Below are 22,601 nucleotides of genomic sequence, written 5' to 3'. Positions count from 1 at the left end.
GATGAGCGGGTGAACAGAGGAGGGGACTGGTCGGCAGCCCGGCCATCAAGCGCGGGGGTCTTCCACCTTGATGTTGGCGGGGACCCGCTTTTTGCCCAGCACCATGGCGCGGACCAAATCGCTGCGGGTGAGGCGATCGGTCAGGAGTACCACGGCCGCATGGATGCTAACGGCGGCCATCAGGGTGTTGGCGATGATGCCGTGCAGCTCCTCCAGCCACTCCTCGCCCCAGAAGGCATCCCAGGTGGTGAGCCAGCCGGTGACGACGGTCCCGACCAGGGACAGCAGCAGCAACCAGATCATCAGGGAGCCGACCGGATTGTGGCCGAGGTAGTAGGGGTGGCGCCCCTGGGCGAGCTGGCGCAGGTAGTAGCGGACCCGGGCAGGGGTTGGCCACCACTGGCCGAAGCGGGCGTAATGGGGGCCGACCAGTCCCCACAGCAGGCGGATGATGAGCAGGATGCCCACCGCGTAGCCAGCATATCTGTGGGGTTTGCTGCCCTCTTCCAGCACGAAGAAGTTGAGCAGGCAGAGGGTGACGGTCGCCCAGTGAAATACCCGGATGAGGGGATCCCAGACTTTCACTTCAGAGGCAGGTGTCATGGCAAGGCTCCATGGTGGGGGCCGGGGGAAGACCGGCCCGGGGCGGCGTTACTCGTCGATCTCTTCTTTCACCTTTTTCAGGTCAGTCGGGTCGAAGTAGATCTCAACCTTGCGCTTCTCCTTGTCCCAGCCGTAGATCTCGTAGCAGCCGGTCTTGGTGGCCTTGAACTTCTTGATGTCGTAGCCCATCGCCTTGATCTGCTGCTGGGCGTCGGCTTCGCTCATCCACTTGCTCTTGTCGGCCTGGGTGCATTGGGGGTCGGCCAGGGCTGCGCCGCTCAACAGGGGGATCAGTAACAACAGGGGGGTCAGTTTCATTGCTTGCTCCTTGCGGGTGGTTGGGTCAACAGTCGCAAGGCTAATCAAGGAGCATTAAGGAAGAATTAAGGGAAAAGGGAAATGAATGGCTCTCCCCGGCAGGGGGCCGGGGAGAGGGTGATCAGCTCAGCTTGCCCCTGACCAGCCACTTGTCCAGCGCATTGGCGAAGCGCTGCTTGTCGGCGGCGTTGAAGGGCGCAGGGCCACCGGTCTGGACGCCGGCAGAGCGCAGCTCCTCCATGAAGTTGCGCATCCCGAGCCGTGCCTGGATGGTCTCCCGGGTGTAGATCTCGCCCCGGGGATTGAGCGCCTCGCCCCCGGCGTCGATGACCCAGGAGGCGAGGGGAATGTCGCCGGTGATCACCAGGTCGCCGGGCTTGACCTGCTGGGCGATGACATGATCTGCCACATCGAAGCCCTTCTCCACCTGCTGGGTCTTGATGAAGGGGGAGGGGGGGACTCTGAGCCCCTGGTTGGCCACTAGCGTGGTCACCACCTGGGCGCGGTGAGCGGCGCGGTAGAGGATCTCCTTGACCGGGATGGGGCAGGCATCGGCATCAACCCAGATGGGCATGGCATGGCTTCCTGTGTCTGGAACGGGTGGCGCATCTTAGCATGGCTGGCGCGGGGCGGCTGCCCCGGGGCTGAGTCGTCCCCGCCTTTGGTGTAAGCTGGGGCCTGCACATGAAACGAGAAGGAGACGAGATGGATCGGGTGCCCGGTGACGTGATTTATGGCCTGACCCTGGACGGCAAGGGGGGCATGACCCCGCTGGCCGAAGGTAGCGAGATCCCCTGTGCCCAGCCCGGCTGGCTGCATCTGGACTACGGCAACCCGGAGTCGGCGCGCTGGCTGCTGCAGACGCCGCTGCTGGGGGAGGCGGCCCGGGAGGCCCTGCTCGGCCAGAGCAATCGTCCCAAGCTGGTGCGGATGGGAGAGACGGTGCTGCTGATCCTGCGCGGCATCAACCACAACAAGGATCACAGGCCTGAAGAAATGGTGGCCCTGCGGATCTTCATCACGCCGGATCTCATCATCAGTAGCCGACGTCGTCCGCTGCTCTCCGAGAAAGATGTGTTCGAGCAGCTGTCGTTGGGGGGCGGTGCCGACACACCCGCCGACTGGCTGGTGGAGATATGCGACGCCCTGACCGACCGGGCCGGGGAGTTCGTCGAGGAGCTGCACGACCAGATCCTGGATCTGGAGGAGATGGTGCTGATGCGCGACCTGCCCGCCAACGGTCGGCTTGCGCGCATCCGCAAGCAGCTCATCATGATCCGTCGCTACCTCTCCCCTCAGCGGGATCTGGTGGCGCGCCTGGCCAACGAGAAGATCAGCTGGCTGGACGAAGATGACAGGCGACGCCTGCTCGACATCGCCGACCGCTTGCGGCGCTGGCTCGACGATCTGGATGCCGGGGTGGCGCGCACCGCCGTGCTGGCGGACGAGATCAACAACCTGATGGCGGAGGCGACCAACCGCCGTGCCTACCAGATGTCGGTGATGGCGCTGCTGTTCCTGCCCGCCAGCTTCCTGACCGGCCTGTTCGGCATCAACCTGGGGGGGATCCCCGGGGCCGAGAGTCCGACCGCCTTCTGGGTGTTCTGTGGCTTCCTGCTGGTGCTGGCGACCGGACTGGCGGTCTGGCTCAAGCACAGGCGCTGGTGGTAAGGAGTGAACATGACGACATGGGAATCTTTTGGCGTGACCCTGCTGCTGTTGCTGGGGCACACCCTGGTGCGCGGCCTCATTCACAAGAGCCTGATGGCCCTTGGCCAGAGCCGGCAGGTGAGCGAGAACCGGGTACTCTACGTGGAGCACGTATTCCACTTCCTGCTGGGCTGCGCCACCCTGCTGATCCTGGCCGGGGTCTGGGGGCTCGACTTCTCCCGGCTGGTGGTGCTCGCCTCCTCCTTCTTCGCGGTACTGGGGGTCGCCATGGTGGCCCAGTGGTCGATCCTCTCCAACATCACCGCCAGCATCACCATCTTCTTCGCCTTCCCCTACAAGATTGGCGATCGCATCCGCATCCTCGACAAGGATGACTCCGTCACCGGCATCATCACCGAGATCGGCCTCTTCTACGTGCGGGTGCGGGATGACAACGGCGATCTGGTCACCTATCCGGCGAACCTTATTCTGCAAAAGCCGGTGAGGCGGCTGGAGGGAAAGGAGGCTGAGTCCACGCAGCCGGAATGAGAAAAGGCTCCCTCGGGAGCCTTTTTCGATGGCTGTTCAGCGTTCGAAGAAGCGGTAGAGGTGCTCGACCTGGACGGGGCAGTCGGCCACCAGGTGGATGTGGTCCCGTGCCTCCTCGGTGGACGAGAAGCTCATGGGGCACCCCAGGGTGTCCGTCATCACGTAGAGGTGGCCGTCTTGCCCCCTGAACTCCACGATCCAGCCGGGGGAGACGATGTCGTGCATGATCTCCGCCTCCTTGAACCTGTGCTGCTGGTGAAGCGCGCGCAATTCACTGACTGTCATGACATCCTCCTATGACTCATGGCGCCACCCTCAAGTCTAGTTCTCCTTCCCGGTGGCGCCGTCATCGGATCAGGGCCCCGTCGCCCCCTCACGGGGCGGTTGCAGGGCGATCAGCAGCTCCCCGGGCAGCGGCGTGACAGGGCCGGTGACCACCCTGGGTCTGGCCTTGGCATCCAGCACGAACAGAGGAATGGCGCCGGGATTAGCCTCCTGATACTGGTCCCAGTCGAAGGTGTCGCTCAGGCGGGTCGCCTTGATCTGCCCGCCCCGGCTCAGCAGGCCGCTCAGCCTGGCGAAGTTGATGTCGGCGCCGAACAGGTTCTGGCGGGCACGGAAGGTGGCGCTCTCCCGGTTGGCCTTGCCGTGCTGTTCGCTGGAACGCAGGGAGTGGACCTTCTCCTCCCCGTAGAGGTGGGCGAAGTGCAGTACCCCGAGGGCGTTGTTGTGGCGGCTGGGAGAGAGCGCCAGCACGGTGCTGATGCTGGTGAGGGGCAGGTGCCGCTCGGCGTGCTCCGACTGGGGATTGCCGAAGTAGCAGGGCAGGCCGCTCATGCGGGCCAGCTTGCAGTGCTCTCAGGCAGGATCGGAGAGCTGCACCGGGATCCCCTGATCCGCCAGCGCCTTGCCGATGGCCCGGGCCACCGAGTTGGCGCCGATGAGCAGCCAGACATTGGGGGCGCTCTGGCGCATGTCGAGCAATCTGGCCAATGGCGTGGCCGTCAGGCTCTGCAGCACCACGGTGAAGATGATGACCGCAAACACCAGGGGCACCAGCTTGTCGGCATCCTCGATGCCGGCCTCGTGCATGCTGATGGCGAAGGAGGCGCTGACCGCCGCCGCCACTATGCCCCGGGGGGCTATCCAGGCGAGCAGGGCGCGGGCGCGCCAGGGCAGGTCCGACCCCCGGGTCGAGACCAGGATGCAGAGCGGGCGGGCCACGAACTGCACCACGCACAGCAGGGCCAGCACCATGGGGCCGAGCTGCCAGAGCTGGGCCAGATCGAGGCGGGCCGCCAGCAGGATGAAGAGGGAGGAGATGAGAATGACGGCGAGATCCTCCTTGAAGGCCAGCACCTCCTCCAGATCCAGCCCCTCCTGGTTGGCGAGCCAGATGCCGAACACGGTCACCGCCAGCAGGCCGGATTCGTGACTGAGCCAGTCAGACAGAGTGAAGGTCACCAGCACCAGCGCCAGTACCCCGAACTTGTGCAGGCTGACCGGCAGCCAGTCCTTGCGGATGAGCAGGGTGGTGAGCCAGCCGGCACCGACCCCGATGAGCGACCCCACTCCCACCGTCTTGGCCAGGGCCAGCAGGGTATGACCGACCAGATCCCCCTGGCTGCCGAGGCGCACCGCCTCGAACACCAGTACCGCGAACAGGGCGCCGATGGGGTCGATGACGATCCCCTCCCAGCGCAGGATCTTGTCCACCTCCCGGACCGGGCGGATCACGTTGAGCATGGGGGCGATCACCGTGGGGCCGGTCACCACCAGCACGGCGCCGAGCACCATGGCGACCCGCCAGTCCAGCCCAAGCAGGAAGTAGCTGGCGGCGCCGATGACGGCAAAGCTGGTCACCATGCCGGTGGAGCAGAGGTTGCGTACCACCTTGCCGATCCCCTTGAGTTCGGTCAGGTGCAGGGTCAGCGCTCCTTCAAACAGGATGATGGCGACCGAGAGGGAAACCAGGGGAAACAGCAGATCCCCCAGCAACTGATCGGGATCGAGCAGACCGGTCACCGGGCCGAGCAAGAGGCCGCTCAGCAGCAGGAACAAAATGGCGGGAACGCGCACGGACCAGGCAAGCCATTGGGCGAGCAGGGAGATGAGGGCTATTCCGGCGAGGGAGAGAGCAATCATGCCAACCTCGTACAGGTGATGGGGTTGGACCTAGTGTAGCGGGGAAGGGGGGCAAGATGACACCCGCCAGGCGTGCAGGGGAGAGCCACTCAGATCAGATGGGGCTCTCTTTGTGGAGTTCGGTGACGCAATCGGTCACCGCCAGCACCAGGGCGGAGCGCACCATCTGATCGAGCCGGTTGAGCTGCATCTGGTAGAGGGGCCAGTCCTCCTCGTTGGCCGGGGGATCCTGCGGCATCATGCTGCCCTGCTGGATGGCATTCAGGCGCTCGAGCAGATCGCGGACCGGCTTGTCGCTGAAGCGGTAATCCTTGGGGTCGCGTACCAGAAAGTCGCGGATCTTCAGGTATGCCTCGAGATCCTGATAGCGCTCGAGGGAGATGAGGCCGAGGGCGAAGATGAGCTTGAGGCGCACCTCCAGCTGGCCGAGGGGTCCGCTCTGGTTGAGCAGGGGTTCGATGGCGTATTTGACGGCATACTCCTCCTGACGAAAGGCTCGCCGCATCAGGGAGTCGACCGCCTCTTCCAGGATGGTCACGACCTCGAGAAAGAAGCCGCGGGGGCCATCCTGCTCGTTCAGTCGCTCCAGTACTTCATCTTCCTGGTGTGTGGTCATAAGTGCTTCGGGTCCGGCTGACAGGGGGAGAGCAGGCCCTCCCCCGGTTTGTATCGTATGGGGTCCGTCACGGGCGGTGTGACGCCACCCCATCAGGTCACTTCAAGTTGTTGTAACGGGCGACGATGGTGCGTACCACATCGCTGTGCTCATCCAGGCCGGTGACGCGGGCCAGTGTCCGTGCCGGACCAAGTTCCGCCAGCATGGCCTGCAGCTCCACCGCCTGGGGATCGTCCTCATTGCGGTAATGCAGTGCGGCGGCGATGCCCTCCTGCAGGTGATCGCTCGGCAGGCTGTACTCCAGGGTGCCGAGCAGCGGCTTCACCAGTCTGTCCCCCGCCGCCAGCTTGCGCAGCGGCTGGCGACCGACCCGGTCAATCTCGTCCACCAGATAGGGGTTGGCGAAGCGGGAGAGGATCTTCTCGATGTAGGCGGCGTGCAGGCGCGGGTCGAAGCCGTAACGTTTCACCAGCACGGCCCCGCTCTCCTCCATGGCGCGGCGCACCTTGCTGCGGATCAGCGGATCCTCGATCGCCTCGCGCACGGTGTGATAGCCCCTGAGCTTGCCGAGGTAGGCGGTGACGATGTGGCCGGTGTTGAGGGTGAACAGCTTGCGCTCGACGAAGGCCATCAGGTTGTCGGTGGGCTCCATGCCTGCCACCTGGGGCAGCTCCCCCTTGAACTGGGTCCGATCGACGATCCACTCGCTGAAGCTCTCCACCGTCACCTCCAGGGGATCGTCGTTCGCCGCGGCGGGCGGAACGATGCGATCCACCGCCGAGTCGACGAAGCCGACGCACTGCTCGAGGGTGGCATGATACGCGACCGGCAGGTACTTGAGTACCTCCTCCTTGAGGTGGCTGGTGCCGCGCACCATGTTCTCGCAGGCGATGACGTTGAGGGGAGTCAGGTTGCCGGCATCGAAGCGGGCCTGCAGCCCCTTGGCCAGGGTGCTGGCAATCTTGTCCAGGATGTTGGGGCCGACCGCCGTGGTGACCAGATCGGCGGTGATGATACGGGCGATCACCTCGTGTCCGGCCGAGCTGACGGCGGCAACGTTGCGCACCACGTCCAGCTTCTGATCCGTGCCCACCACGTGCACCTTGTACTCCTGGCGGTGGTTGAGCTGGTCGATCAGGGTCTCGTTGACGTCGGCGAAGGTGACCTGATGGCTGGCGTCAGCCAGCAGTTTGCCGATGAAGCCCCGACCGATGTTGCCGGCACCAAAATGCAATGTTTTCATGATATTAACCTCTACAACCAAAGACGATGACGGATGATTACGCGGCCTGCTCGGCCCCCAGCAGATCCAGGAACTCCTGGGGATCCTGGGTGCTGGCCAGACGGTCGACGAGACCGGGCTCATCCAGTGCATTGGTCAGGCGGGTTATGACCTGTATGTGTTCATCGTTGCGGGCGGCAATGCCGATGACCAGGCGCGCCACTTCATCGGCGCCCTCGCCGAAGGCGACTCCGGCCGGGTACTGGCAGATGACGATGCCGGTACGCTTCACGTGCTCCTTGGCGGCGATGGTGCCGTGGGGCACGGCGATGGATTCGCCGAGGTAGGTGGAGACCAGCTGTTCGCGCTCCAGCATGGCGTCGACGTAGTCCGGTGCCACATAGCCTCGCTCGGCCAGCAGCTTGCCGGCGGTCACGATGGCCGCTTCCTTGCTCTCGGCCTTGAGGCCCAGGTGCACGTCCTGCAGGCTCAGGGTGAAAACTTCCGGCTCCTGCGGCTCGTAGCTGTCGTCGTTGGCCGCCACCAGCAGTTGCGGGTTGGCGATGTCATCGTTGGCCGCGTTGGCCAGGCTGAGGTTCTGCACCAGCTCCTGATAGAGGGCGTTGTCGAGGAAGTTGGTCAGCGAAATGTGCTGTGCATGCGGCGCATGGCGACGGGCACGGTCGGTGAGATCCTTGTGGGTGATGACCAGATCCACCTGATCGTCCAGGTTGTTGATGGCACGGTTGGTCACGCTGATGTCGAGACCGGCGGCCTGCACCCGCTTGCGCAGCATGCCGGCGCCCATGGCGCTGGAGCCCATGCCCGCATCGCAGGCGACGACGATGTTGCGCACTGCGGTCAGCTCGGTTTCCGGCTTCTTGGCGGCGGTGGTCTCGGGCTTGGCACCCTTCATGGCTTTCATCTTGCGGGTGGCTTCACCCAGGGCATCGGCCTCGTCGGCTTCCGGCTGCTGGGCACGGACGAACACGGCGGCGACCAGGAAGGAGACGGTGGCGGAGGCGACGATAGAGAGCAGCACCCCGATGAGGGAGGCTTTCGGTGTCATCAGCAGCACGGCGAAGATGGAGCCCGGGGAGGCGGGGGAGACCAGACCGGCGTTGAACAGGGTCAGGGTGAAGACCCCGGTCATGCCGCCTGCGATCACCGCCAGGATGAGGCGCGGGTTCATCAGCACGTACGGGAAGTAGATTTCGTGGATGCCGCCGAAGAAGTGGATGATGGACGCACCGGCTGCGGACTGCTTGGCGGCGCCACGGCCGAACACCATGTAGGCCAGCAACACGCCCATGCCCGGACCCGGGTTCGCTTCGATCAGGAAGAAGATGGAGCGGCCCTGTTCGGTGGCTTGCTGGATCCCGAGCGGCGAGAAGATGCCGTGGTTGATGGCGTTGTTCAGGAACAGGATCTTGGCCGGCTCGACGAAGATGGAGGTGAGGGGCAGCATGTGGTTGTCCACCAGGAAGCCGACACCGCTCGCCAGCACGCCGGAGAGCACCTTGACGAAGGGACCGATGACGAAGAAGGCGAGAATGGCGAGCAACATGCCGATGATGCCGGCGGAGAAGTTGTTCACCAGCATCTCGAAGCCGCTCTTGACGCGACCTTCCATCGCCTTGTCGAAGCGCTTGATGGCCCAGCCACCCAGCGGGCCGACCATCATGGCGCCCATGAACATGGGGATGTCGGTCCCCACGATGACGCCCATGGTGGTGATGGCACCGACCACGGCCCCCCGGTCACCCCCGATCAGCTTGCCGCCGGTATAGCCGATGAGCAGCGGCAGCAGGTAGGTGATCATGGGACCGACCAGCTTGGCCAAGGTTTCATTGGGCAGCCAGCCGGTGGGGATGAAGAGGGCGGTGATGAAGCCCCAGGCGATGAAGGCGCCTATGTTGGGCATGACCATATTGGACAGGAAGCGTCCAAAATTCTGTATCTTGACTTTGGTATCCGGTGATAACATGTCGGGACCCCGTTTTAAGCCTGTGTGATTAAAAGTGGTAGTCGGGATGACGAGTTTTGCCGAACTCCCATCCCAGTCGTCTAAGCAACTTCAATCTACCAGCTTGTGATCAAATTAGGCTGAAAACGGGGTGTCTTGTGACCTGGATCTCAAATACCCCGACCTCCCCCCTCCCGACATAGTGATGACGATCACAGTCAGTCGCTGTATTTCGGCTACATTTCGATCTTTTCGCCTCTGGGTGTCAATTTTTTGTGATTGATGTCTCGTTTTGTGGTTTGCGCAAACACGGTGTCAACGTGACTGTTGTCACAAAATCAAATTTTGCACTCAAATGAGTCATGATTTGTCGCCTCGTATTCGCAAGTAATGACGATGGATATGCCGTAGTTCATCGTTAATCACCAATGAATCATTTATTTTGTAACCCACTTTCAGTTTTTCCCCCGAGAGGATCGGTTCCGACAAGGCCTCTTGTGACGCTCGGGTGGCGGATCCTGAGCCGATCCCGTCTCACTCCTCCCTGCCGGTAGCGACGCAGGCAGGGGCCTGCGAGCGGGTCTCCCATCCCGCCTGCCCGCGGAGCGCAGCCATAAAAAAAGCCCGCAGGATGCGGGCTTTTGCAGAGCAGACAAGCAGGGGATCACTGCGCCTTGGGGGCCTCGTCGGCAGGCGCGGCATCGGCCTCGCTGGTCGGGGCCACCGGCGCCGGACCCGGCACCAGATCCACCGCCGGCTTGGCGATGAGGGAGCGGGTCTCTTCCACCGCCTCGGTCAGCTTCACCTCGATGATCTGGCCGAGCTCGTAGACCACCTCGGTCTTGTCCAGATAGACGCGACCGTTGTCCCAGTTGCACTCCAGCCGATCCTTGTTGTCGAGGATATGGCGGGCGGGCATGAACACCACGGCGCCGTTCTCCTGCAGACGCAGCTTGAGGCCGGCGCGCATCACGTCGATGATCTCGGCGTTGAACACCTTGTCGGTGCCCGCATCGGCCTTGAGGTAGCGCACATAGAGCCAGTCGCCGATGTCGCGCTCCACCATGCGGTGCAGGCGGCGGCAGGCGGTCAGGTGCTCGGTCAGCTCCAGGCTGGGGCGCTCACCCGGGGTCTTGCCGGCGATGACCGCCTTGAGCAGGCGATGGTTGACCATGTCGCCGTATTTGCGGATGGGGGAGGTCCAGGTGGCGTAGGCATCCAGACCCAGGCCGTAGTGGGCTCCCGGTTCGGCGGACATCAGGGCATAGCTCTGGAAGCGGCGGATCTTGCCGTCCAGCCAGCGGGTGTCCAGGTTGTCTATCCAGCGGCGCAGGGCGCAGAAGCCGGAGAGGCTCGCGATATCTTCCTTCTCGAACGGGGCCTCGGCGGTCTTGAGCAGCTCGATGGCGCCGTCCAGGGACTCCTCGTCAAAGCCGGTGTGGACGTTGAAGATGCCGTAGCCGACCTCTTTGCCCAGCACGCGGCCGGCGCAGATGTTGGCGGCGATCATCGACTCTTCCACCATGCGGTTGGCGATGCGGCGCGGCTCCACGTGGATGGCCAGCACTTCGCCGTCTTCACCCAGCTCGAAGTCGTAGTCGGGTCTGTCCGGGAACACCAGGGCGTGCTCGGTACGCCACTTGATGCGGGCCTCCGTCATCGCCTTCATCAGGGGCAGCTGGGCCAGGACGCCGGCGTCGATATCCAGCGCTTTGCCGTGCTCGGCCCAGTCGGAGACGTCGTCATAGCTGAGACGGGCATGGGAGACGATGCGGGCAGCGAAGAACTCGGTCTCCTCCAGCAGCAGGCCGTCCTCGGCGATGAGCAGACGGGCGCACAGGGTGTTGCGCTCCTCGCCCTCTTTCAGGGAGCAGAGCTCGTCGGAGAGGGTGCGCGGGATCATGGGCACGTTGCGTCCCGGCATGTAGACGGTGAAGGCGCGCTGGGCGGCCTCCTTGTCCAGCTCGCTCCCCTCGGCCACATAGGCGGTCGGGTCGGCGATGGCCACCAGCAGCTCCCAGCCGTTCTCCAGCTTGGTGATGGCCAGGGCATCGTCCATGTCCTTGGTCTTGGCACCGTCGATGGTGAAGAAGGGAACCTGGGTCAGATCCCGGCGGGGCAGCTCTTCCTCTTCGATCACCTTCCACTCCGGCAGGTCCGCCGGTTCAATCTGGGCCAGGTTGTGGCGTGCCAGCACCACCCACCAGGGCACGTTGTGATCTTCCTGGGTGGCGATGAGCTGGGTGATCTCGGCGGAGAAGTTGCCGTCCACCAGGGCATGGCGCTTGAGGGTGGCAACCACCCAGTCCCCTTCCTTGAAGGATTTCTCGTCCAGACCCTTCTTGGCGCGGGCCTTGATGGCGTCCTTGATGAGGGGGTGGTCGGGCACCACGTTGAGGCGGTCGCGGAACATCTTGACGCGGCCGACGAAGCGGGTGACGGCCTGCTCCAGCAGGGCATCCGGCTCGGCCACCTCTTTCTCTTTTTCAGTGCGGATCAGGGCGCTCACCCGGTCACCGTGCATCACCTTCTTCATGTAGGGAGGCGGCACGAAATAGCTGGTCTTCTCATCGACCTCCAGGAAGCCGAAGCCCCGATCGGAGGCGCGGATCACACCCTCTTTCTTGGGGATGTTTTCGCGGATTTGTTGCTTGAGCTGGGCCAGCAGCGGATTGTCTTGGAACATAAATGGGGAACCTGAGTGGAGACCTGATGGTTAATCGCCCAGCACTATACGTTTTTACCCCCCCAAAGCCAAGGTGAATGGCCCCCTCAACGGGGTTGCAGTGCCCGTCGCCCCTGCTGGATCAGGCGCTGGGATATCTGCTTGTGCAGCCCCCGCTCCAGCACCCAGCGGTGCCAGTAGAGCTGCTCGACCAGGTGGTGATCCGGGTTGAGATCGAGCAGGCGCCCCTCTTCCAGTTGCTGGCGGATCTGCAATTCCGGGATGAGGCAGCAGGCCAGCCCCTGCTCCGCCATGGCGACGAAGGCCTCGGAGGATCGCACCGTGTGGCAGGGGTAGCCACCGGGGGGGAGGGCGAAATGACGGGCCATGTAGCTGATGTGCATGTCGTCGCGCTGGTCGAAGGCCACCGCCGGCGCCTTGGCCAGGGCCGCCGCCGTGAGGCCGCTCGGGAAGTGGCGGGCGACGAAGGCGGGGCTGGCGGTGAGCAGATAGCGCATCTCGCCGAGTTCGTCGACGCAGCAGCCCGCCAGCGGCTGGGGTTGCAGGCTGACGGCGCCGAACGCCTGCCCCTCGCGCACCCGGTCCAGGGTGCGGCTCTCGTCATCCACCAGCAGGTTCAGCTCGATGGGGTATTGCTCCAGCAGTGGCGCCAGGGCGGGCAGGAACCAGGTGGCCAGGCTGTCGGCATTGACGGCGATGCTGACCCGGATGGGGGCCCTGGGCTCGTCGGGGGAGAGCTCGCCGGCCAGCTCCAGCTCCAGCTGGCGCACCTGGCGATAGTGGGCCAGCAGCTTCTGGCCGAGCCCCGTGGCCTGCAGCGGCTGGCTGCGGATGATGAGCGGCTCCGCAAACTGCTGCTCCAGCTGCTTGATGCGCTGGGAGATGGCGGACTGGGTGATGTGCAGGCGCTGGGCGGCACGCTCGAAGTTTTGCTCCCGGATCACCGCGTCCAGGGCCAGCAGCAGCTTGTAGTCCAGCGTCTTCATCAGCATTCCTTATGAAAAAAGGGAGTTCAGCAAGAATGCTACTCAAGGGAGCGCCAGAGGACAACCTGACCGCCCCCATGGAGGGGGCCGGTGCCCGGGGCCGCCCCTGTGAGATGTGACAGTAGTCCTGACATGAGATTCATAAGATACTCACCCGGTCCGTTTTTGCATGGGGTGGAAACGGACCATAGCGAGCGTCTTGAATCCCGGGCCGGTCCCGGGACTTTTTTTGCTCAGATGACGGCGAGCAGAGCATCCCCCGCCGGCCGGTAATGGCCCTGCAGGGGGCGATGGACGGCGCGGTCGAAACGCTCGTCCAGGTGGAAGCGGATGCCGACCCCGCGCACGGCCCCCAGATCCACCGCCTGGCGATGGCCGAGGCGCTCGATGGGCAGGCCGAGGCGGCGGAAGATGCGCTCCACCGGCAGGCTGACCACGGCCACCAGCTCGCGGATCCCCTGCTCCCTGGCGAAGGCCAGCACCTCGCGGAAGATGACGCAGGTGAGTTCGCTGATGCCGTTCTCCAGGCGAGGGGCCCGGTCGGCGTCGATGGCGAGGCGGGTCAGCTCCCACACGTCGTTGCCGCGCGGCGGGGCTTCGCCAGCGAGGGCGGTGGGGAAGATGCTGGGCAGCATGTAATCCTGGGCGCAGCTGAGCAGGCGGATGCAGCCGCACAGCCCCTGCTTGTCTTCAATCAGCACCCAGTGGGTGTCGGGCTTGTCGAAGTTGTCCCGCTCCAGGCCACGGCGGGATTCCACGTCCCAACCGAGTCGATCGGAGAAGACGCGGTTGCGAAATCGGTAGAGCTCGTTTTCGACCTCCCATCTGGGGTGTTCTTTCAATTTTCCTTTGAAAACAAGCATTCATGTCTCTCCATTTCATGGTTAGGCGCTATAATCCAAGGCCTTGGCCAGGGGAGGCTTGCCCATGACACGCGACCAACTGCTTGAGTACCTGGAACATTTCACGCTGGTGACCGATGGCAACCGGTTGTCCGAGCTCATCGGCCGCTTCACCCTGGGAATGGGTTACGACTACTACCGCTTCGCCCTCATCCTGCCCATGTCGATGCAAAGGCCCAAGGTGGTGCTGTTCAACCAGTGCCCCGACTCCTGGGTACAGGCCTACACCCTGAACAACATGCTGGCCTGCGATCCCATCATCCAGCTCGCCCGCAGGCAGACCCTGCCCATCTACTGGAACCGGCTGGACGAGAAGGCGCGCTTCCTGCAAGAGGGGAGCATGGATGTGATGGGGCTGGCGGCGGAATTCGGGTTGCGCAACGGCATCTCGTTCCCGCTGCACGGGGCGGCGGGGGAGAACGGCATACTCTCTTTCATCACCCGGGAGCGGGCGTCGAGCGATCTGATGCTGGAGTCCTCGCCCATCCTCTCCTGGATGTCCAACTACATCTTCGAGGCGGCGATCCGGATCGTGCGCCAGAGCATGAGGGAGGACGATCCCCAGGAGCCCCTGACGGAGCGGGAGACCGAGTGCCTGTTCTGGGCCAGCGAAGGGAAGACATCGGGGGAGATCGCCTGCATCCTCGGCATCACGGAGCGCACCGTGAACTACCACCTCAATCAGGTCACCCGCAAGACGGGGTCGATGAACCGCTACCAGGCCATCGCCAAGGGGGTGAGCAGCGGCATCCTGCTGCCGAACCTGGAGCAGGTGGTGGTCACCAACTTCCCCTCCCTGCTGCAGTGAATACAGGCCCGGCGGCACCGGCTCGTCGCCTGGCATCCCCTCTGTCGCCATCACCGCTGTCCTGCGCCGTCCCATCCTGCCGCCGATTCTCGGGGCGGGGCTGTGACCCCACAATTGTCAGATCCTGCAATTGACAACCTTCTTTGTGTGGTTTCGGCCCGGTTTTCATCAGTTTTATGAATGCATCAGAAAATGAATGAATTTCTCTGATTACCCGCGCCCCCTTATAGTGCGTTTCTCTCTTTCACAGGAACGCATCTCCATGTTCGCCACCACCCTGCAAGGCTTTACCCTCGGCCTTGCCATGATCATCCCCATCGGGGCCCAGAATGCCTTCGTGCTGAGCCGGGGCATTCACCGCAATCACCACCTGCTGACGGCGACCCTCTGCTGCCTGTGCGATCTCGTGCTGATCGGCATCGGGGTGTTCGGCGGGGCCAACCTGCTGGCGGCCAGCCCGATCGGCCTGGCCCTGCTGACCTGGGGCGGCGTGCTCTTCCTCGGCTGGTTCGGTATCCGTTCCCTGCGCAGTGCCTGGCGCGGCCAGGAGGCGGCCCTGGCGGACTCGCCCCGGTTGATGGGGGTCAAGAGCGTGCTGGCCATGACCCTCGGAGTCACTCTGCTCAATCCCCACGTCTATCTGGATACCCTGATGCTGCTTGGCTCCTTCGGCAGCCAGTTTGCCGAGGAGCTCAGACCCGCCTTCGCGGCGGGGGCCATGCTGGCTTCCCTGGTCTGGTTCTACGGACTGGCGTTCGGGGCGGCGGCACTATCCCCCTGGCTTGCCCGGGGCAGGGTGCAGCAAGCCATTGATCTTGTTGTAGGTCTCATCATGCTGGTGCTGGCGGCCAAGCTGGCATTGGGTGCCATACCGGCCTCATGAGGCTATTTTTGTGCCGGGCTTCATAAAAATGAGTCCCGGTGCCATCTGCTGACATATTCGTCTGTTAAATTCCCGGCGCTGGTAAAGCGTTACTCCATAATAAAAGGGAAAAAACAGTGAATAACACCATGAAGCTGGGGGCTATTGCCGCCATCGTGCTGCTGTCTGCCTGCAGCAACGAGAATGACAGCAAGGCGCAGCCGGGGACCGTCTCCCTGCGCCTGATCCAGACCTCCGACATCCACTCCAACGTGCTGGGGTACGACTACTACCAGAACAAGGAGGATCGCAAGTTCGGCCTCTCCCGCACCGCCCTGCTGATCCGCGCCGCCCGCGCCGAGAACCCCAACAACCTGCTGCTCGACAATGGCGACCTCATTCAGGGCACGCCGCTGGCGGACTACATCTTCGAGCAGTCCGGTGCCGGCTACCTCGAGAAGCAGGCGCACCCGGTGTTCAAGGCGATGAACGAGCTGGGCTACGACGCGGGCAACCTGGGCAACCACGAGTTCAACTACGGCCTGGACTACCTCGGCAAGGTGCTGGCGGGAGCCGACTTCCCCTATGTGAATGCCAACGTGTTCGAGGCGGGGGCCTTCAAGCGCGATGCCAAGGGACAGATTGACTGGAGCGGCAACAAGTTCACCCCCTATCTGCTGCTGGAGCGCGAGGTGACCGATGACAAGGGCCAGCGCCAGCGCGTCAAGGTGGGCATCCTGGGTCTGACCCCGCCCCAGGTGCTGCAGTGGGACAAGCGTCATCTGGAGGGCAAGGTGGTGGTGGCCGACATGGTCGAGACCGCCAATCACTATGTGCCCGAGCTGCGCGCCAAGGGCGCCGACATCGTGGTGGTGGTGGCTCACACCGGCATCAATGCCAGCAGCTACGAGGCCATGATGGAGAACTCCGCCTGGCATCTGGCCAAGGTGAAGGGGGTGGATGCCCTGATGCTGGGCCACGCCCACAAGAACTTCCCGGGTGACTTCCCGGATCTGCCGGAGGTGGACAATAAGGCCGGTACCTTGAGCGGCATTCCCACCGTGATGCCCGGCTACTGGGGCAACCACCTCGGCATCATCGACCTCAAGCTGGAGCAGGTGGACGGCAAGTGGCAGGTGAAGCAGAGCCAGGCCAGCCTGCGCAAGATAGACGCCAGCGAGGGCAGTGCGGTGGATCAGCGGGTGGTGGACCTGGTGCAGGCGGATCACGACGCCACCAACCAGTGGCTGGACGAGCCGCTCGGCAAGATCACCTCCCCCATCCACAGCTTCTTCGCCCTGGTGCAGGACGACCCCTCGGTGCAGCTGGTGAGCGATGCCCAGCGCCGCCACGCGGAGCAGTTGCAACAAGACGGCCTGCTCAAGGAGTCCTATCCGATCCTCTCGGTGGCGGCCCCCTTCCGTGGCGGTCGCAACGGCATCAACGACTTCACTTACGTGGCCCAGGGTGACATCTCCCTGCGCAACGTCTCTGACCTCTACATCTATCCGAACACCCTGCAGGTGGTCGAGGTGAACGGGGCCACCGTCAAGGAGTGGCTGGAGATGAGCGCCGGCCAGTTCAACCAGATCGACACCGGCAAGACCGGGGTGCAGTGGCTGGTGAACGAGAGCTTCCCCACCTACAACTTCGATGTGATTGACGGGGTCAACTACGAGGTGGACATCACCCAGCCGGCCCGCTACAGCAAGGATGGGGTCAAGGTGAGCGACGGCCAGCGCATCAGCGGCCTCACCTTCAACGGCCAGCCCGTGGACCCGGCCCAGAAGTTCTACGTGGTGACCAACAACTACCGCGCCAGCGGCGGCGGCCACTTCCCGGGCATCGACGGCAGCAACATCGTCCATGAAGATCCCTTCGAGACGCGGGAGATCATCGCCCAGTACCTGAAGGCCCAGTCTGCGGACAACCCGGCTGGCTTCAGCCCGGCGGCCAACAACAACTGGCACATGAAGGCCCTGCCCGCCAACGTGGACGTGCGCCTCTACTCCTCGCCGACCGACGAGGCCAAGGCCCTGGCGGGGGCGGATCTGTCGTACCAGTCCACCCTGCCGATGGATGACGCCAAGCACCCCGGCTACGCCATCTACCGCCTGATCCGCCAGTAAGGCAGACGCTGGCAGCCAACAAAAAAGCCCTCGCAGTGCGAGGGCTTTTTCATGGGGCGCGGTGCCATCCTGTCCTGTCGTCTGGACTTGCCCGGTCGACGGGGCGGGAGGGCATCAGTAGTAGCCGGGATCGTCCGGATTGGGGCGGGTCTTGAAGCGGCGGTGCAGCCACATGTACTGCTCCGGCGCCTTGCGCACGGCGGCTTCAATCTCGCGGTTGGCGCGGCTGGCATCCGCCATGTCGTCACCGCTTGGGTAGTCCGCGAGCGGGGCCCCGATATGCAGGGTGTAGCCCTCCCGGGTGCGGATGTTGTAGCAGGGCAGGGTGACGGTGTTCTTCACCCGGGCCAGGGTGGCGGTCCCCGTGATGGTGGCGGCCTGCTCCACCGCGAAGTAGGGCACGAAGACGCTGGCATGGCTGCCGTAGTCGTGATCCGGTGCATACCAGAGGGCGTCGCCGTTGCGCAGCGCCTTGATCATCCCCTTCACGTCCATCCGGTCCACCAGGTATTTGTTGGAGGTGCAGCGACCGTGGTACTGGGCGTACTCCAGCACCGGATTGGTGTTGGGGCGATAGACGCCGACCCCGGGGCGCACCAGGCCGAAGCAGCGGGCATTGAGCTCAAGGGTGAGGAAGTGGCAGGAGAGCAGCAGCATCCCCTGGCCCTTCTCCATGGCGTTGATGACGTGCTCTTCCCCTTCCACCTTCATCAGGCGGCGCATCCGCCAGTCTGGCCAGAACCAGGCCATGCCCACCTCGAAGATGGCGCAGCCCACGCTCTCGAAGTTCTGCACCAGGAGGGCTTCGCGCTCATCCCGACTGAGCTCGGGCATCGCCAGCTCCAGGTTGCGTCGGGCAATCTTGACGCGGGATTTCAGCAGCTTGCGGGCCAGGGTGCCGAGCTGGCGGCCCAGCCACATCTGGCTGCGCCAGGGCAGCAACACCAGCAGCCAGAGCAGGGAGAGGCCCAGCCAGCTCCCCCAGTAACGGGGATGGAACAGACGGGGTTCGAGGCGGGGAGCGTGTTCTTGGGCCATGAAGAGTCTCTTGTTCGCAAAGGCAAAGGGGGGAGTCCGACCGAACCGGGGGGCCTGTGTGGGGTGGCCCGGCGCGGATGCGGTCACTCGCATGTCGAGGATTCTATCCGAAAAGCGGGGGCGGGCGCGAATCGCCGTCATCTGGTCAGAGGGGGCGTCAGGGGGCAGGGCCGTGCTTTTTTCACGCCCCGGAAAAGAGTGTGATAAAATCGGCCGCTGAATTTTTCAGGTTTTGAGAGCCGATACAGATGAAAATCACCCTGCCCGAGTTTGAAAAAGCCCGCATCCTGGTCGTTGGCGATGTCATGTTGGATCGCTACTGGCATGGCCCTACCGGCCGGATCTCCCCCGAGGCACCGGTCCCCGTGGTCAAGGTCGAGCACATCGAGGAGCGCCCGGGTGGCGCCGCCAACGTGGCGCTCAACTCCGCCGCCCTCGGCGCCCAGGCCGTGCTGCTGGGCCTGACCGGTCAGGATGAAGCCGCCGATGCCCTCGCCAGCCAGATGGCCGGTGTCAAGGTGGCCTGTGATTTCGTGCGCCTGACCGACTATCCGACCATCACCAAGCTGCGGGTGCTGTCCCGCAACCAGCAACTGCTGCGCCTCGACTTCGAAGAGGCCTTCCACGACGTGGATGCCAGCCTGCTGATGGGCAAGGTGGAGCAGGCGCTGCCCCAGGCGGACGTGATGATCCTCTCCGACTACGGCAAGGGCGCCCTCAACGATGTGCCCGGCATGATCCGGCGTGCCCGCGCCGCCGGCATCCCCGTGCTGGTCGACCCCAAGGGGACCGATTTCGAGAAGTACCGTGGTGCCACCCTGCTGACCCCCAACATGTCCGAGTTCGAGGCCGTGGTGGGTAAGGTGAAGGGGGAGGAAGACCTGGTCGCCAGGGGGCTGGAGCTGGTCAAGCGCTTCGAGCTGGACGCCCTGCTGGTCACCCGTTCCGAGAACGGCATGACCCTGATCCGCGAAGGGCAGCCCGAGCTGCACCTGCCGGCCCAGGCCCACGAGGTCTATGACGTCACCGGTGCCGGTGACACCGTCATCTCCACCCTGGCGACTTCCCTTGCCGCAGGCAAGAGTCTGGATGAGGCCTGCGCCCTGGCCAACACCGCCGCCGGCATCGTGGTCGGCAAGCTGGGGACCTCCACCGTGAGCCCGGTGGAACTGGCCAACGCCCTCTACACTGAGCAGGAGACCGGCTTTGGCGTCATGTCCGAGGCCCAGCTCAAGGTGGCCGTCCAGGCCGCCCGTCTGCGCGGCGAGAAGGTGGTGATGACCAACGGCTGCTTCGACATTCTGCACGCGGGTCATGTCTCCTATCTGGCCAATGCGGGCAAGCTGGGGGACCGCCTGATCGTGGCGGTGAACACCGACGAGTCCGTGCGTCGCCTCAAGGGGCCGGGTCGCCCGGTCAACCCGACCGAGCGCCGTATGACTGTGCTGGCGGCCCTGGGTGCCGTGGACTGGGTGGTCCCCTTCAGCGAAGACACTCCCCAGCGTCTGATCGCCGAGATCCTGCCAGACCTCCTGGTCAAGGGGGGCGACTACAAGCCCGAAGAGATCGCCGGTTACGCCGAGGTGACCGCCAATGGCGGCGAGGTGCGAGTGCTGAACTTCGAGGACGGCTGCTCCACCACCGACATCATCAAGACCATCCGCGAACGCGGATAAGCGTAAAACCCGGCCAAGGCCGGGTTTTTTGATGGGGCTGCCGGGTCGGTGACATGGCCGCTGCCTGGCAGGCCCCGACCAACGCACTTCCAGCGGCGAACAGAGATGAAAAAGGCGACCCCGGGGTCGCCTTTTCTCATGGTGTGCGCATGGCTCAGGACTTCTTGGTGACCTGGGCGGCGGGCATCAGACCCTGGTTCACCTCTTCCAGATCCTTCTGCTCCAGGATGCCGGCGGCCTGTTTGAGGGAGAGGATGCTGAGGATGTAGTTGTAGCGGGCCTCGGAGAGCTTCTGCTTGGCCTGATACAGCTTGCGGGTGGAGTCCAGCACGTCGACGATGGTGCGGGTACCCACCTCGTAACCGGCCTCGGTCGCTTTCAGGGCGCTGTCGGCGGAGATGACGGACTGGCTGTAGGCGCGGACCGAGCCGATGCTGGCGTTCACGTTGTTGTAGGAGGAGCGGACCGTGCTCTGCACCGAGCGGAAGCTGCGCTCGAGCTGTTCGCTGGCGGCCACGTAGTTGAACTGTGCCTGCTTGACCTGGGAGGTGGTGGCCCCGCCGGTGTAGATGGGCAGCTTGAAGTTCAGGCCGATGTTGCCCTGATTGCTGTTGCTCTCGGGGTTGCGGATCTCGTCCTTGTAATCGTTGTAACCGGCGTTCAGGCCGGCGCCCAGATCCAGGGTCGGTTCATGACCGGTCTTGGCCAGATCGATCTGCTCCTTGGCGATGTCCTTGCCGATGCGGGCGCTGTGCAGCTCCAGGTTCTTGTCCAGGGCCAGCTCCAGCCACTTGTCGGAGTTGAACGCGGTCTTCTGCGGGCTGAAGCGATCGGTGTTGAGCACGTCCAGTTGACGGTGGTCGATACCGGTCAGCTCGCGCAGGCTCTCGTAGCTGTTGTCCAGGGTGTTCTCGGCATTGATCTCGTCCGCCAGCGCCTGATCGCGCTCGGCCTCGGCTTCGTGTACGTCGGTGATGGCGGTCAGGCCCACTTCGAAGCGCTGCTGAGTCTGTTCAAGCTGACGCTCGACCGCGGTCTTGTTGGCACGCACGAATTCCAGGGTATCCATGGCCTTGAGCACGTCGAAGTAGGCCTGGGCGGTACGCAGCATCAGGTTCTGGTACTCGAGGTTGTAGGCCACGTCGGACTGGGTGGCGCTCTTCTCGGTCAGATCCAGGTTGACCCAGTTGCTGCGACGGTAGATGGATTGATCCAGGGTCACGGAGCCGGTAGCGCCCGTGTTGGTCATGGTGTCGTTCTTGTTTTGCAGGTAGTTCAGGCCGGCGCCCAGGTTGATCTGGGGCAGCAGGGCTGCACGGGATTCGTTGATCTTCTCGAAGGCCTGGTCCCGCTTGGCCTTGGATTCCAGCAGCTGGGTGTCCTTGATCTGGGCCTGTTGGTAAATATCGAGCAGGTTTTCGGCATGAGCGGCGCCGCTCACACCCAGCATCACCATGACTGACAAGAGTGTTCTTTTCATATGATAGTTTTAACCTTTTGTATCAACCCAAAGCTGTCCGCTGGATGAAGGGGGGATTGTCACCGACCAAGCTTGATTTCAGCTTAACCACTCTACTATAAGCAGATTTCATTGCGAACTGTCTCTTTTCCAGCTGCGGAAACGTCAAGGTCCGGGGCGAGTTTTCTCGGCAACGCGCCTAGCCAAATGCCCTGTGGCTGCTAAAATCCTTCCCTCATCGTCGGCGAGAGCGAGTGAATGAATGTTCATTCATGCCCCCGAATATTATGGTCAAACCAAGCCAAGTCAAGCTGGCAGGAGTCTCGAATGTCACAGCAAGCCTTGCCTCAAACCTGCCACTACTCCAGCGATGATGTGAAAATCATTGAAAAATCAGCTGGATATAATGGCTTCTTCAAGGTGAATGTCTACCGCCTGCAACACAGGCTGTTTGCCGGTGGCTGGAACGCCCCCATCGTCCGGGAGCTGTTCGAACGTGGCCATGCCGCCGCCCTGCTGCCTTATGATCCGGTGCGGGACGAGATCGTGCTGGTGGAGCAGTTTCGCATCGGCGCCATGGAGACCAGCGCCACCCCCTGGCTGCTGGAGCTGGTGACCGGCATCATCGATGAAGGGGAGACCGCCGAGGCAGTGGTGCGGCGCGAAGCGGTGGAAGAGGCAGGGATCGAGGTGGGACGCTGCGAACACGCCATCAGCTATCTGGTGAGCCCGGGTGGCAGCACCGAGCGCATCGAGGTGTTCGTGGGCGAGGTGGATGCCAGTCAGGCCAAGGGGATCCACGGTCTGGCGGAAGAGGGGGAAGACATCCGGGTCCACGTGGTGAGCCGCGAGCAGGCCTATGCCTGGCTCAAAGAGGGGCGCATCGACAATGCCGCCTCCGTCATCGCCCTGCAGTGGCTGGCCCTGAATCACGGCGAGCTGCGGGCACGCTGGCTGGCGGGGCGCTGAGGTGACGCTCGTTCAGA

19 protein-coding genes and 1 pseudogene are annotated in these 22,601 nt (G+C 63.7%); 7 read left to right on the top strand and 13 right to left on the bottom strand.

Features of this window, described 5'->3' with window-relative positions:
• Nucleotides 1-45 precede the first annotated feature (45 nt).
• The 3 genes from C2U37_RS05230 to C2U37_RS05220 form a co-directional block, all read right to left on the bottom strand.
• Nucleotides 46-603, bottom strand: coding sequence for a cytochrome b/b6 domain-containing protein (locus tag C2U37_RS05230; RefSeq protein ID WP_041212284.1), 558 nt, complete (start codon nt 601-603; stop codon nt 46-48).
• 48 nt (nt 604-651) lie between these two features.
• Nucleotides 652-921, bottom strand: coding sequence for a PepSY domain-containing protein (locus tag C2U37_RS05225; protein ID WP_010672753.1), 270 nt, complete (start codon nt 919-921; stop codon nt 652-654).
• 121 nt (nt 922-1,042) lie between these two features.
• Complete coding sequence (locus C2U37_RS05220; protein WP_039039769.1) at nt 1,043-1,495, bottom strand: YaiI/YqxD family protein; 453 nt, start codon at nt 1,493-1,495, stop codon at nt 1,043-1,045.
• 131 nt (nt 1,496-1,626) lie between these two features.
• On the opposite strand from C2U37_RS05220, the gene zntB reads away from it, so the two are divergent.
• Both zntB and C2U37_RS05210 read left to right on the top strand, forming a co-directional pair.
• A complete protein-coding gene (zntB, locus tag C2U37_RS05215; protein WP_174213885.1) occupies nt 1,627-2,592 on the top strand; it encodes a zinc transporter ZntB in 966 nt (321 codons plus the stop codon).
• 9 nt (nt 2,593-2,601) lie between these two features.
• Nucleotides 2,602-3,120 carry a mechanosensitive ion channel domain-containing protein gene (locus tag C2U37_RS05210; protein ID WP_039039767.1) on the top strand — a complete coding sequence of 173 codons (519 nt, stop codon included), beginning with the start codon at nt 2,602-2,604 and terminating at the stop codon, nt 3,118-3,120.
• A gap of 36 nt (nt 3,121-3,156) precedes the next feature.
• Here the strand turns inward: C2U37_RS05210 and C2U37_RS05205 are convergent, their stop codons facing one another.
• The 8 genes and pseudogenes from C2U37_RS05205 to C2U37_RS05170 all read right to left on the bottom strand — a co-directional run bounded on the left by C2U37_RS05205 (nt 3,157) and on the right by C2U37_RS05170 (nt 13,604).
• Nucleotides 3,157-3,405, bottom strand: coding sequence for a hypothetical protein (locus tag C2U37_RS05205; RefSeq protein ID WP_010672757.1), 249 nt, complete (start codon nt 3,403-3,405; stop codon nt 3,157-3,159).
• 69 nt (nt 3,406-3,474) lie between these two features.
• Nucleotides 3,475-5,312, bottom strand: a pseudogene (locus C2U37_RS05200) (cation:proton antiporter); the annotation flags it as partial.
• Nucleotides 5,313-5,359: 47 nt separating this feature from the next.
• Complete coding sequence (locus tag C2U37_RS05195; protein ID WP_010672759.1) at nt 5,360-5,881, bottom strand: MltR family transcriptional regulator; 522 nt, start codon at nt 5,879-5,881, stop codon at nt 5,360-5,362.
• A gap of 97 nt (nt 5,882-5,978) precedes the next feature.
• Nucleotides 5,979-7,124, bottom strand: coding sequence for a mannitol-1-phosphate 5-dehydrogenase (locus tag C2U37_RS05190; protein WP_199770510.1), 1,146 nt, complete (start codon nt 7,122-7,124; stop codon nt 5,979-5,981).
• Nucleotides 7,125-7,161: 37 nt separating this feature from the next.
• Nucleotides 7,162-9,090 carry a PTS mannitol transporter subunit IICBA gene (locus C2U37_RS05185; RefSeq protein ID WP_104451952.1) on the bottom strand — a complete coding sequence of 643 codons (1,929 nt, stop codon included), beginning with the start codon at nt 9,088-9,090 and terminating at the stop codon, nt 7,162-7,164.
• A gap of 643 nt (nt 9,091-9,733) precedes the next feature.
• Nucleotides 9,734-11,755, bottom strand: a complete 2,022-nt coding sequence (locus C2U37_RS05180; protein WP_104451951.1) for an exoribonuclease II — start codon at nt 11,753-11,755, stop codon at nt 9,734-9,736.
• Between the two features lie 86 nt (nt 11,756-11,841).
• Entirely contained in the window at nt 11,842-12,741 is a 900-nt protein-coding gene (locus tag C2U37_RS05175; RefSeq protein WP_042864507.1) for a LysR family transcriptional regulator ArgP, read from the bottom strand.
• Between the two features lie 233 nt (nt 12,742-12,974).
• Nucleotides 12,975-13,604 carry an acyl-homoserine-lactone synthase gene (locus C2U37_RS05170; RefSeq protein WP_029313613.1) on the bottom strand — a complete coding sequence of 210 codons (630 nt, stop codon included), beginning with the start codon at nt 13,602-13,604 and terminating at the stop codon, nt 12,975-12,977.
• A 64-nt stretch (nt 13,605-13,668) separates the two neighbouring features.
• On the opposite strand from C2U37_RS05170, the gene C2U37_RS05165 reads away from it, so the two are divergent.
• The 3 genes from C2U37_RS05165 to C2U37_RS05155 all read left to right on the top strand — a co-directional run bounded on the left by C2U37_RS05165 (nt 13,669) and on the right by C2U37_RS05155 (nt 17,442).
• Nucleotides 13,669-14,451: a LuxR family transcriptional regulator gene (locus C2U37_RS05165; protein ID WP_010672766.1), complete on the top strand. Its 783-nt coding sequence runs from the start codon at nt 13,669-13,671 to the stop codon at nt 14,449-14,451.
• A gap of 262 nt (nt 14,452-14,713) precedes the next feature.
• On the top strand, nt 14,714-15,334 hold the full coding sequence (gene lysE, locus C2U37_RS05160; RefSeq protein WP_103243798.1) for an L-lysine exporter: 621 nt from the start codon (nt 14,714-14,716) through the stop codon (nt 15,332-15,334).
• A gap of 128 nt (nt 15,335-15,462) precedes the next feature.
• On the top strand, nt 15,463-17,442 hold the full coding sequence (locus C2U37_RS05155; protein ID WP_199770534.1) for a bifunctional 2',3'-cyclic-nucleotide 2'-phosphodiesterase/3'-nucleotidase: 1,980 nt from the start codon (nt 15,463-15,465) through the stop codon (nt 17,440-17,442).
• A 114-nt stretch (nt 17,443-17,556) separates the two neighbouring features.
• Here the strand turns inward: C2U37_RS05155 and lpxL are convergent, their stop codons facing one another.
• The gene (gene lpxL / locus C2U37_RS05150; protein WP_104451949.1) at nt 17,557-18,480 is read right to left on the bottom strand and encodes an LpxL/LpxP family Kdo(2)-lipid IV(A) lauroyl/palmitoleoyl acyltransferase; all 924 of its coding nucleotides are present in this window, start codon (nt 18,478-18,480) and stop codon (nt 17,557-17,559) included.
• Between the two features lie 248 nt (nt 18,481-18,728).
• Between lpxL and hldE the strand changes: the two genes are divergently transcribed.
• Nucleotides 18,729-20,156, top strand: a complete 1,428-nt coding sequence (hldE, locus tag C2U37_RS05145; protein WP_039039759.1) for a bifunctional D-glycero-beta-D-manno-heptose-7-phosphate kinase/D-glycero-beta-D-manno-heptose 1-phosphate adenylyltransferase HldE — start codon at nt 18,729-18,731, stop codon at nt 20,154-20,156.
• 154 nt (nt 20,157-20,310) lie between these two features.
• Here hldE and tolC read toward each other — a convergent pair whose 3' ends face one another.
• On the bottom strand, nt 20,311-21,636 hold the full coding sequence (tolC, locus tag C2U37_RS05140; RefSeq protein WP_029313618.1) for an outer membrane channel protein TolC: 1,326 nt from the start codon (nt 21,634-21,636) through the stop codon (nt 20,311-20,313).
• Between the two features lie 306 nt (nt 21,637-21,942).
• On the opposite strand from tolC, the gene nudF reads away from it, so the two are divergent.
• The gene (gene nudF, locus C2U37_RS05135; RefSeq protein WP_199770509.1) at nt 21,943-22,584 is read left to right on the top strand and encodes an ADP-ribose diphosphatase; all 642 of its coding nucleotides are present in this window, start codon (nt 21,943-21,945) and stop codon (nt 22,582-22,584) included.
• The last annotated feature ends 17 nt before the right edge of the window (nt 22,585-22,601 follow it).

The organism is Aeromonas sp. ASNIH1, from assembly GCF_002934285.1.
In the GTDB taxonomy this organism is placed as follows: domain Bacteria; phylum Pseudomonadota; class Gammaproteobacteria; order Enterobacterales; family Aeromonadaceae; genus Aeromonas; species Aeromonas caviae.
Note: the sequence above shows the minus strand (reverse complement) of the source record. Positions and strands in the feature narration are given on the sequence as shown.

What these genes read in the sequence shown, in the direction of transcription:
- lpxL (WP_104451949.1), bottom strand. Translation starts at nt 18,480, where the DNA reads ATGGCCCAAGAACACGCTCCCCGCCTCGAACCCCGTCTGTTCCATCCC.
- C2U37_RS05185 (WP_104451952.1), bottom strand. Translation starts at nt 9,090, where the DNA reads ATGTTATCACCGGATACCAAAGTCAAGATACAGAATTTTGGACGCTTC.
- C2U37_RS05210 (WP_039039767.1), top strand. Translation starts at nt 2,602, where the DNA reads ATGACGACATGGGAATCTTTTGGCGTGACCCTGCTGCTGTTGCTGGGG.
- zntB (WP_174213885.1), top strand. Translation starts at nt 1,627, where the DNA reads ATGGATCGGGTGCCCGGTGACGTGATTTATGGCCTGACCCTGGACGGC.
- C2U37_RS05180 (WP_104451951.1), bottom strand. Translation starts at nt 11,755, where the DNA reads ATGTTCCAAGACAATCCGCTGCTGGCCCAGCTCAAGCAACAAATCCGC.
- C2U37_RS05220 (WP_039039769.1), bottom strand. Translation starts at nt 1,495, where the DNA reads ATGCCCATCTGGGTTGATGCCGATGCCTGCCCCATCCCGGTCAAGGAG.
- C2U37_RS05190 (WP_199770510.1), bottom strand. Translation starts at nt 7,124, where the DNA reads ATGAAAACATTGCATTTTGGTGCCGGCAACATCGGTCGGGGCTTCATC.
- C2U37_RS05155 (WP_199770534.1), top strand. Translation starts at nt 15,463, where the DNA reads ATGAAGCTGGGGGCTATTGCCGCCATCGTGCTGCTGTCTGCCTGCAGC.
- C2U37_RS05195 (WP_010672759.1), bottom strand. Translation starts at nt 5,881, where the DNA reads ATGACCACACACCAGGAAGATGAAGTACTGGAGCGACTGAACGAGCAG.
- C2U37_RS05170 (WP_029313613.1), bottom strand. Translation starts at nt 13,604, where the DNA reads ATGCTTGTTTTCAAAGGAAAATTGAAAGAACACCCCAGATGGGAGGTC.
- C2U37_RS05205 (WP_010672757.1), bottom strand. Translation starts at nt 3,405, where the DNA reads ATGACAGTCAGTGAATTGCGCGCGCTTCACCAGCAGCACAGGTTCAAG.
- C2U37_RS05225 (WP_010672753.1), bottom strand. Translation starts at nt 921, where the DNA reads ATGAAACTGACCCCCCTGTTGTTACTGATCCCCCTGTTGAGCGGCGCA.
- C2U37_RS05165 (WP_010672766.1), top strand. Translation starts at nt 13,669, where the DNA reads ATGACACGCGACCAACTGCTTGAGTACCTGGAACATTTCACGCTGGTG.
- nudF (WP_199770509.1), top strand. Translation starts at nt 21,943, where the DNA reads ATGTCACAGCAAGCCTTGCCTCAAACCTGCCACTACTCCAGCGATGAT.
- tolC (WP_029313618.1), bottom strand. Translation starts at nt 21,636, where the DNA reads ATGAAAAGAACACTCTTGTCAGTCATGGTGATGCTGGGTGTGAGCGGC.
- hldE (WP_039039759.1), top strand. Translation starts at nt 18,729, where the DNA reads ATGAAAATCACCCTGCCCGAGTTTGAAAAAGCCCGCATCCTGGTCGTT.
- C2U37_RS05175 (WP_042864507.1), bottom strand. Translation starts at nt 12,741, where the DNA reads ATGAAGACGCTGGACTACAAGCTGCTGCTGGCCCTGGACGCGGTGATC.
- C2U37_RS05230 (WP_041212284.1), bottom strand. Translation starts at nt 603, where the DNA reads ATGACACCTGCCTCTGAAGTGAAAGTCTGGGATCCCCTCATCCGGGTA.
- lysE (WP_103243798.1), top strand. Translation starts at nt 14,714, where the DNA reads ATGTTCGCCACCACCCTGCAAGGCTTTACCCTCGGCCTTGCCATGATC.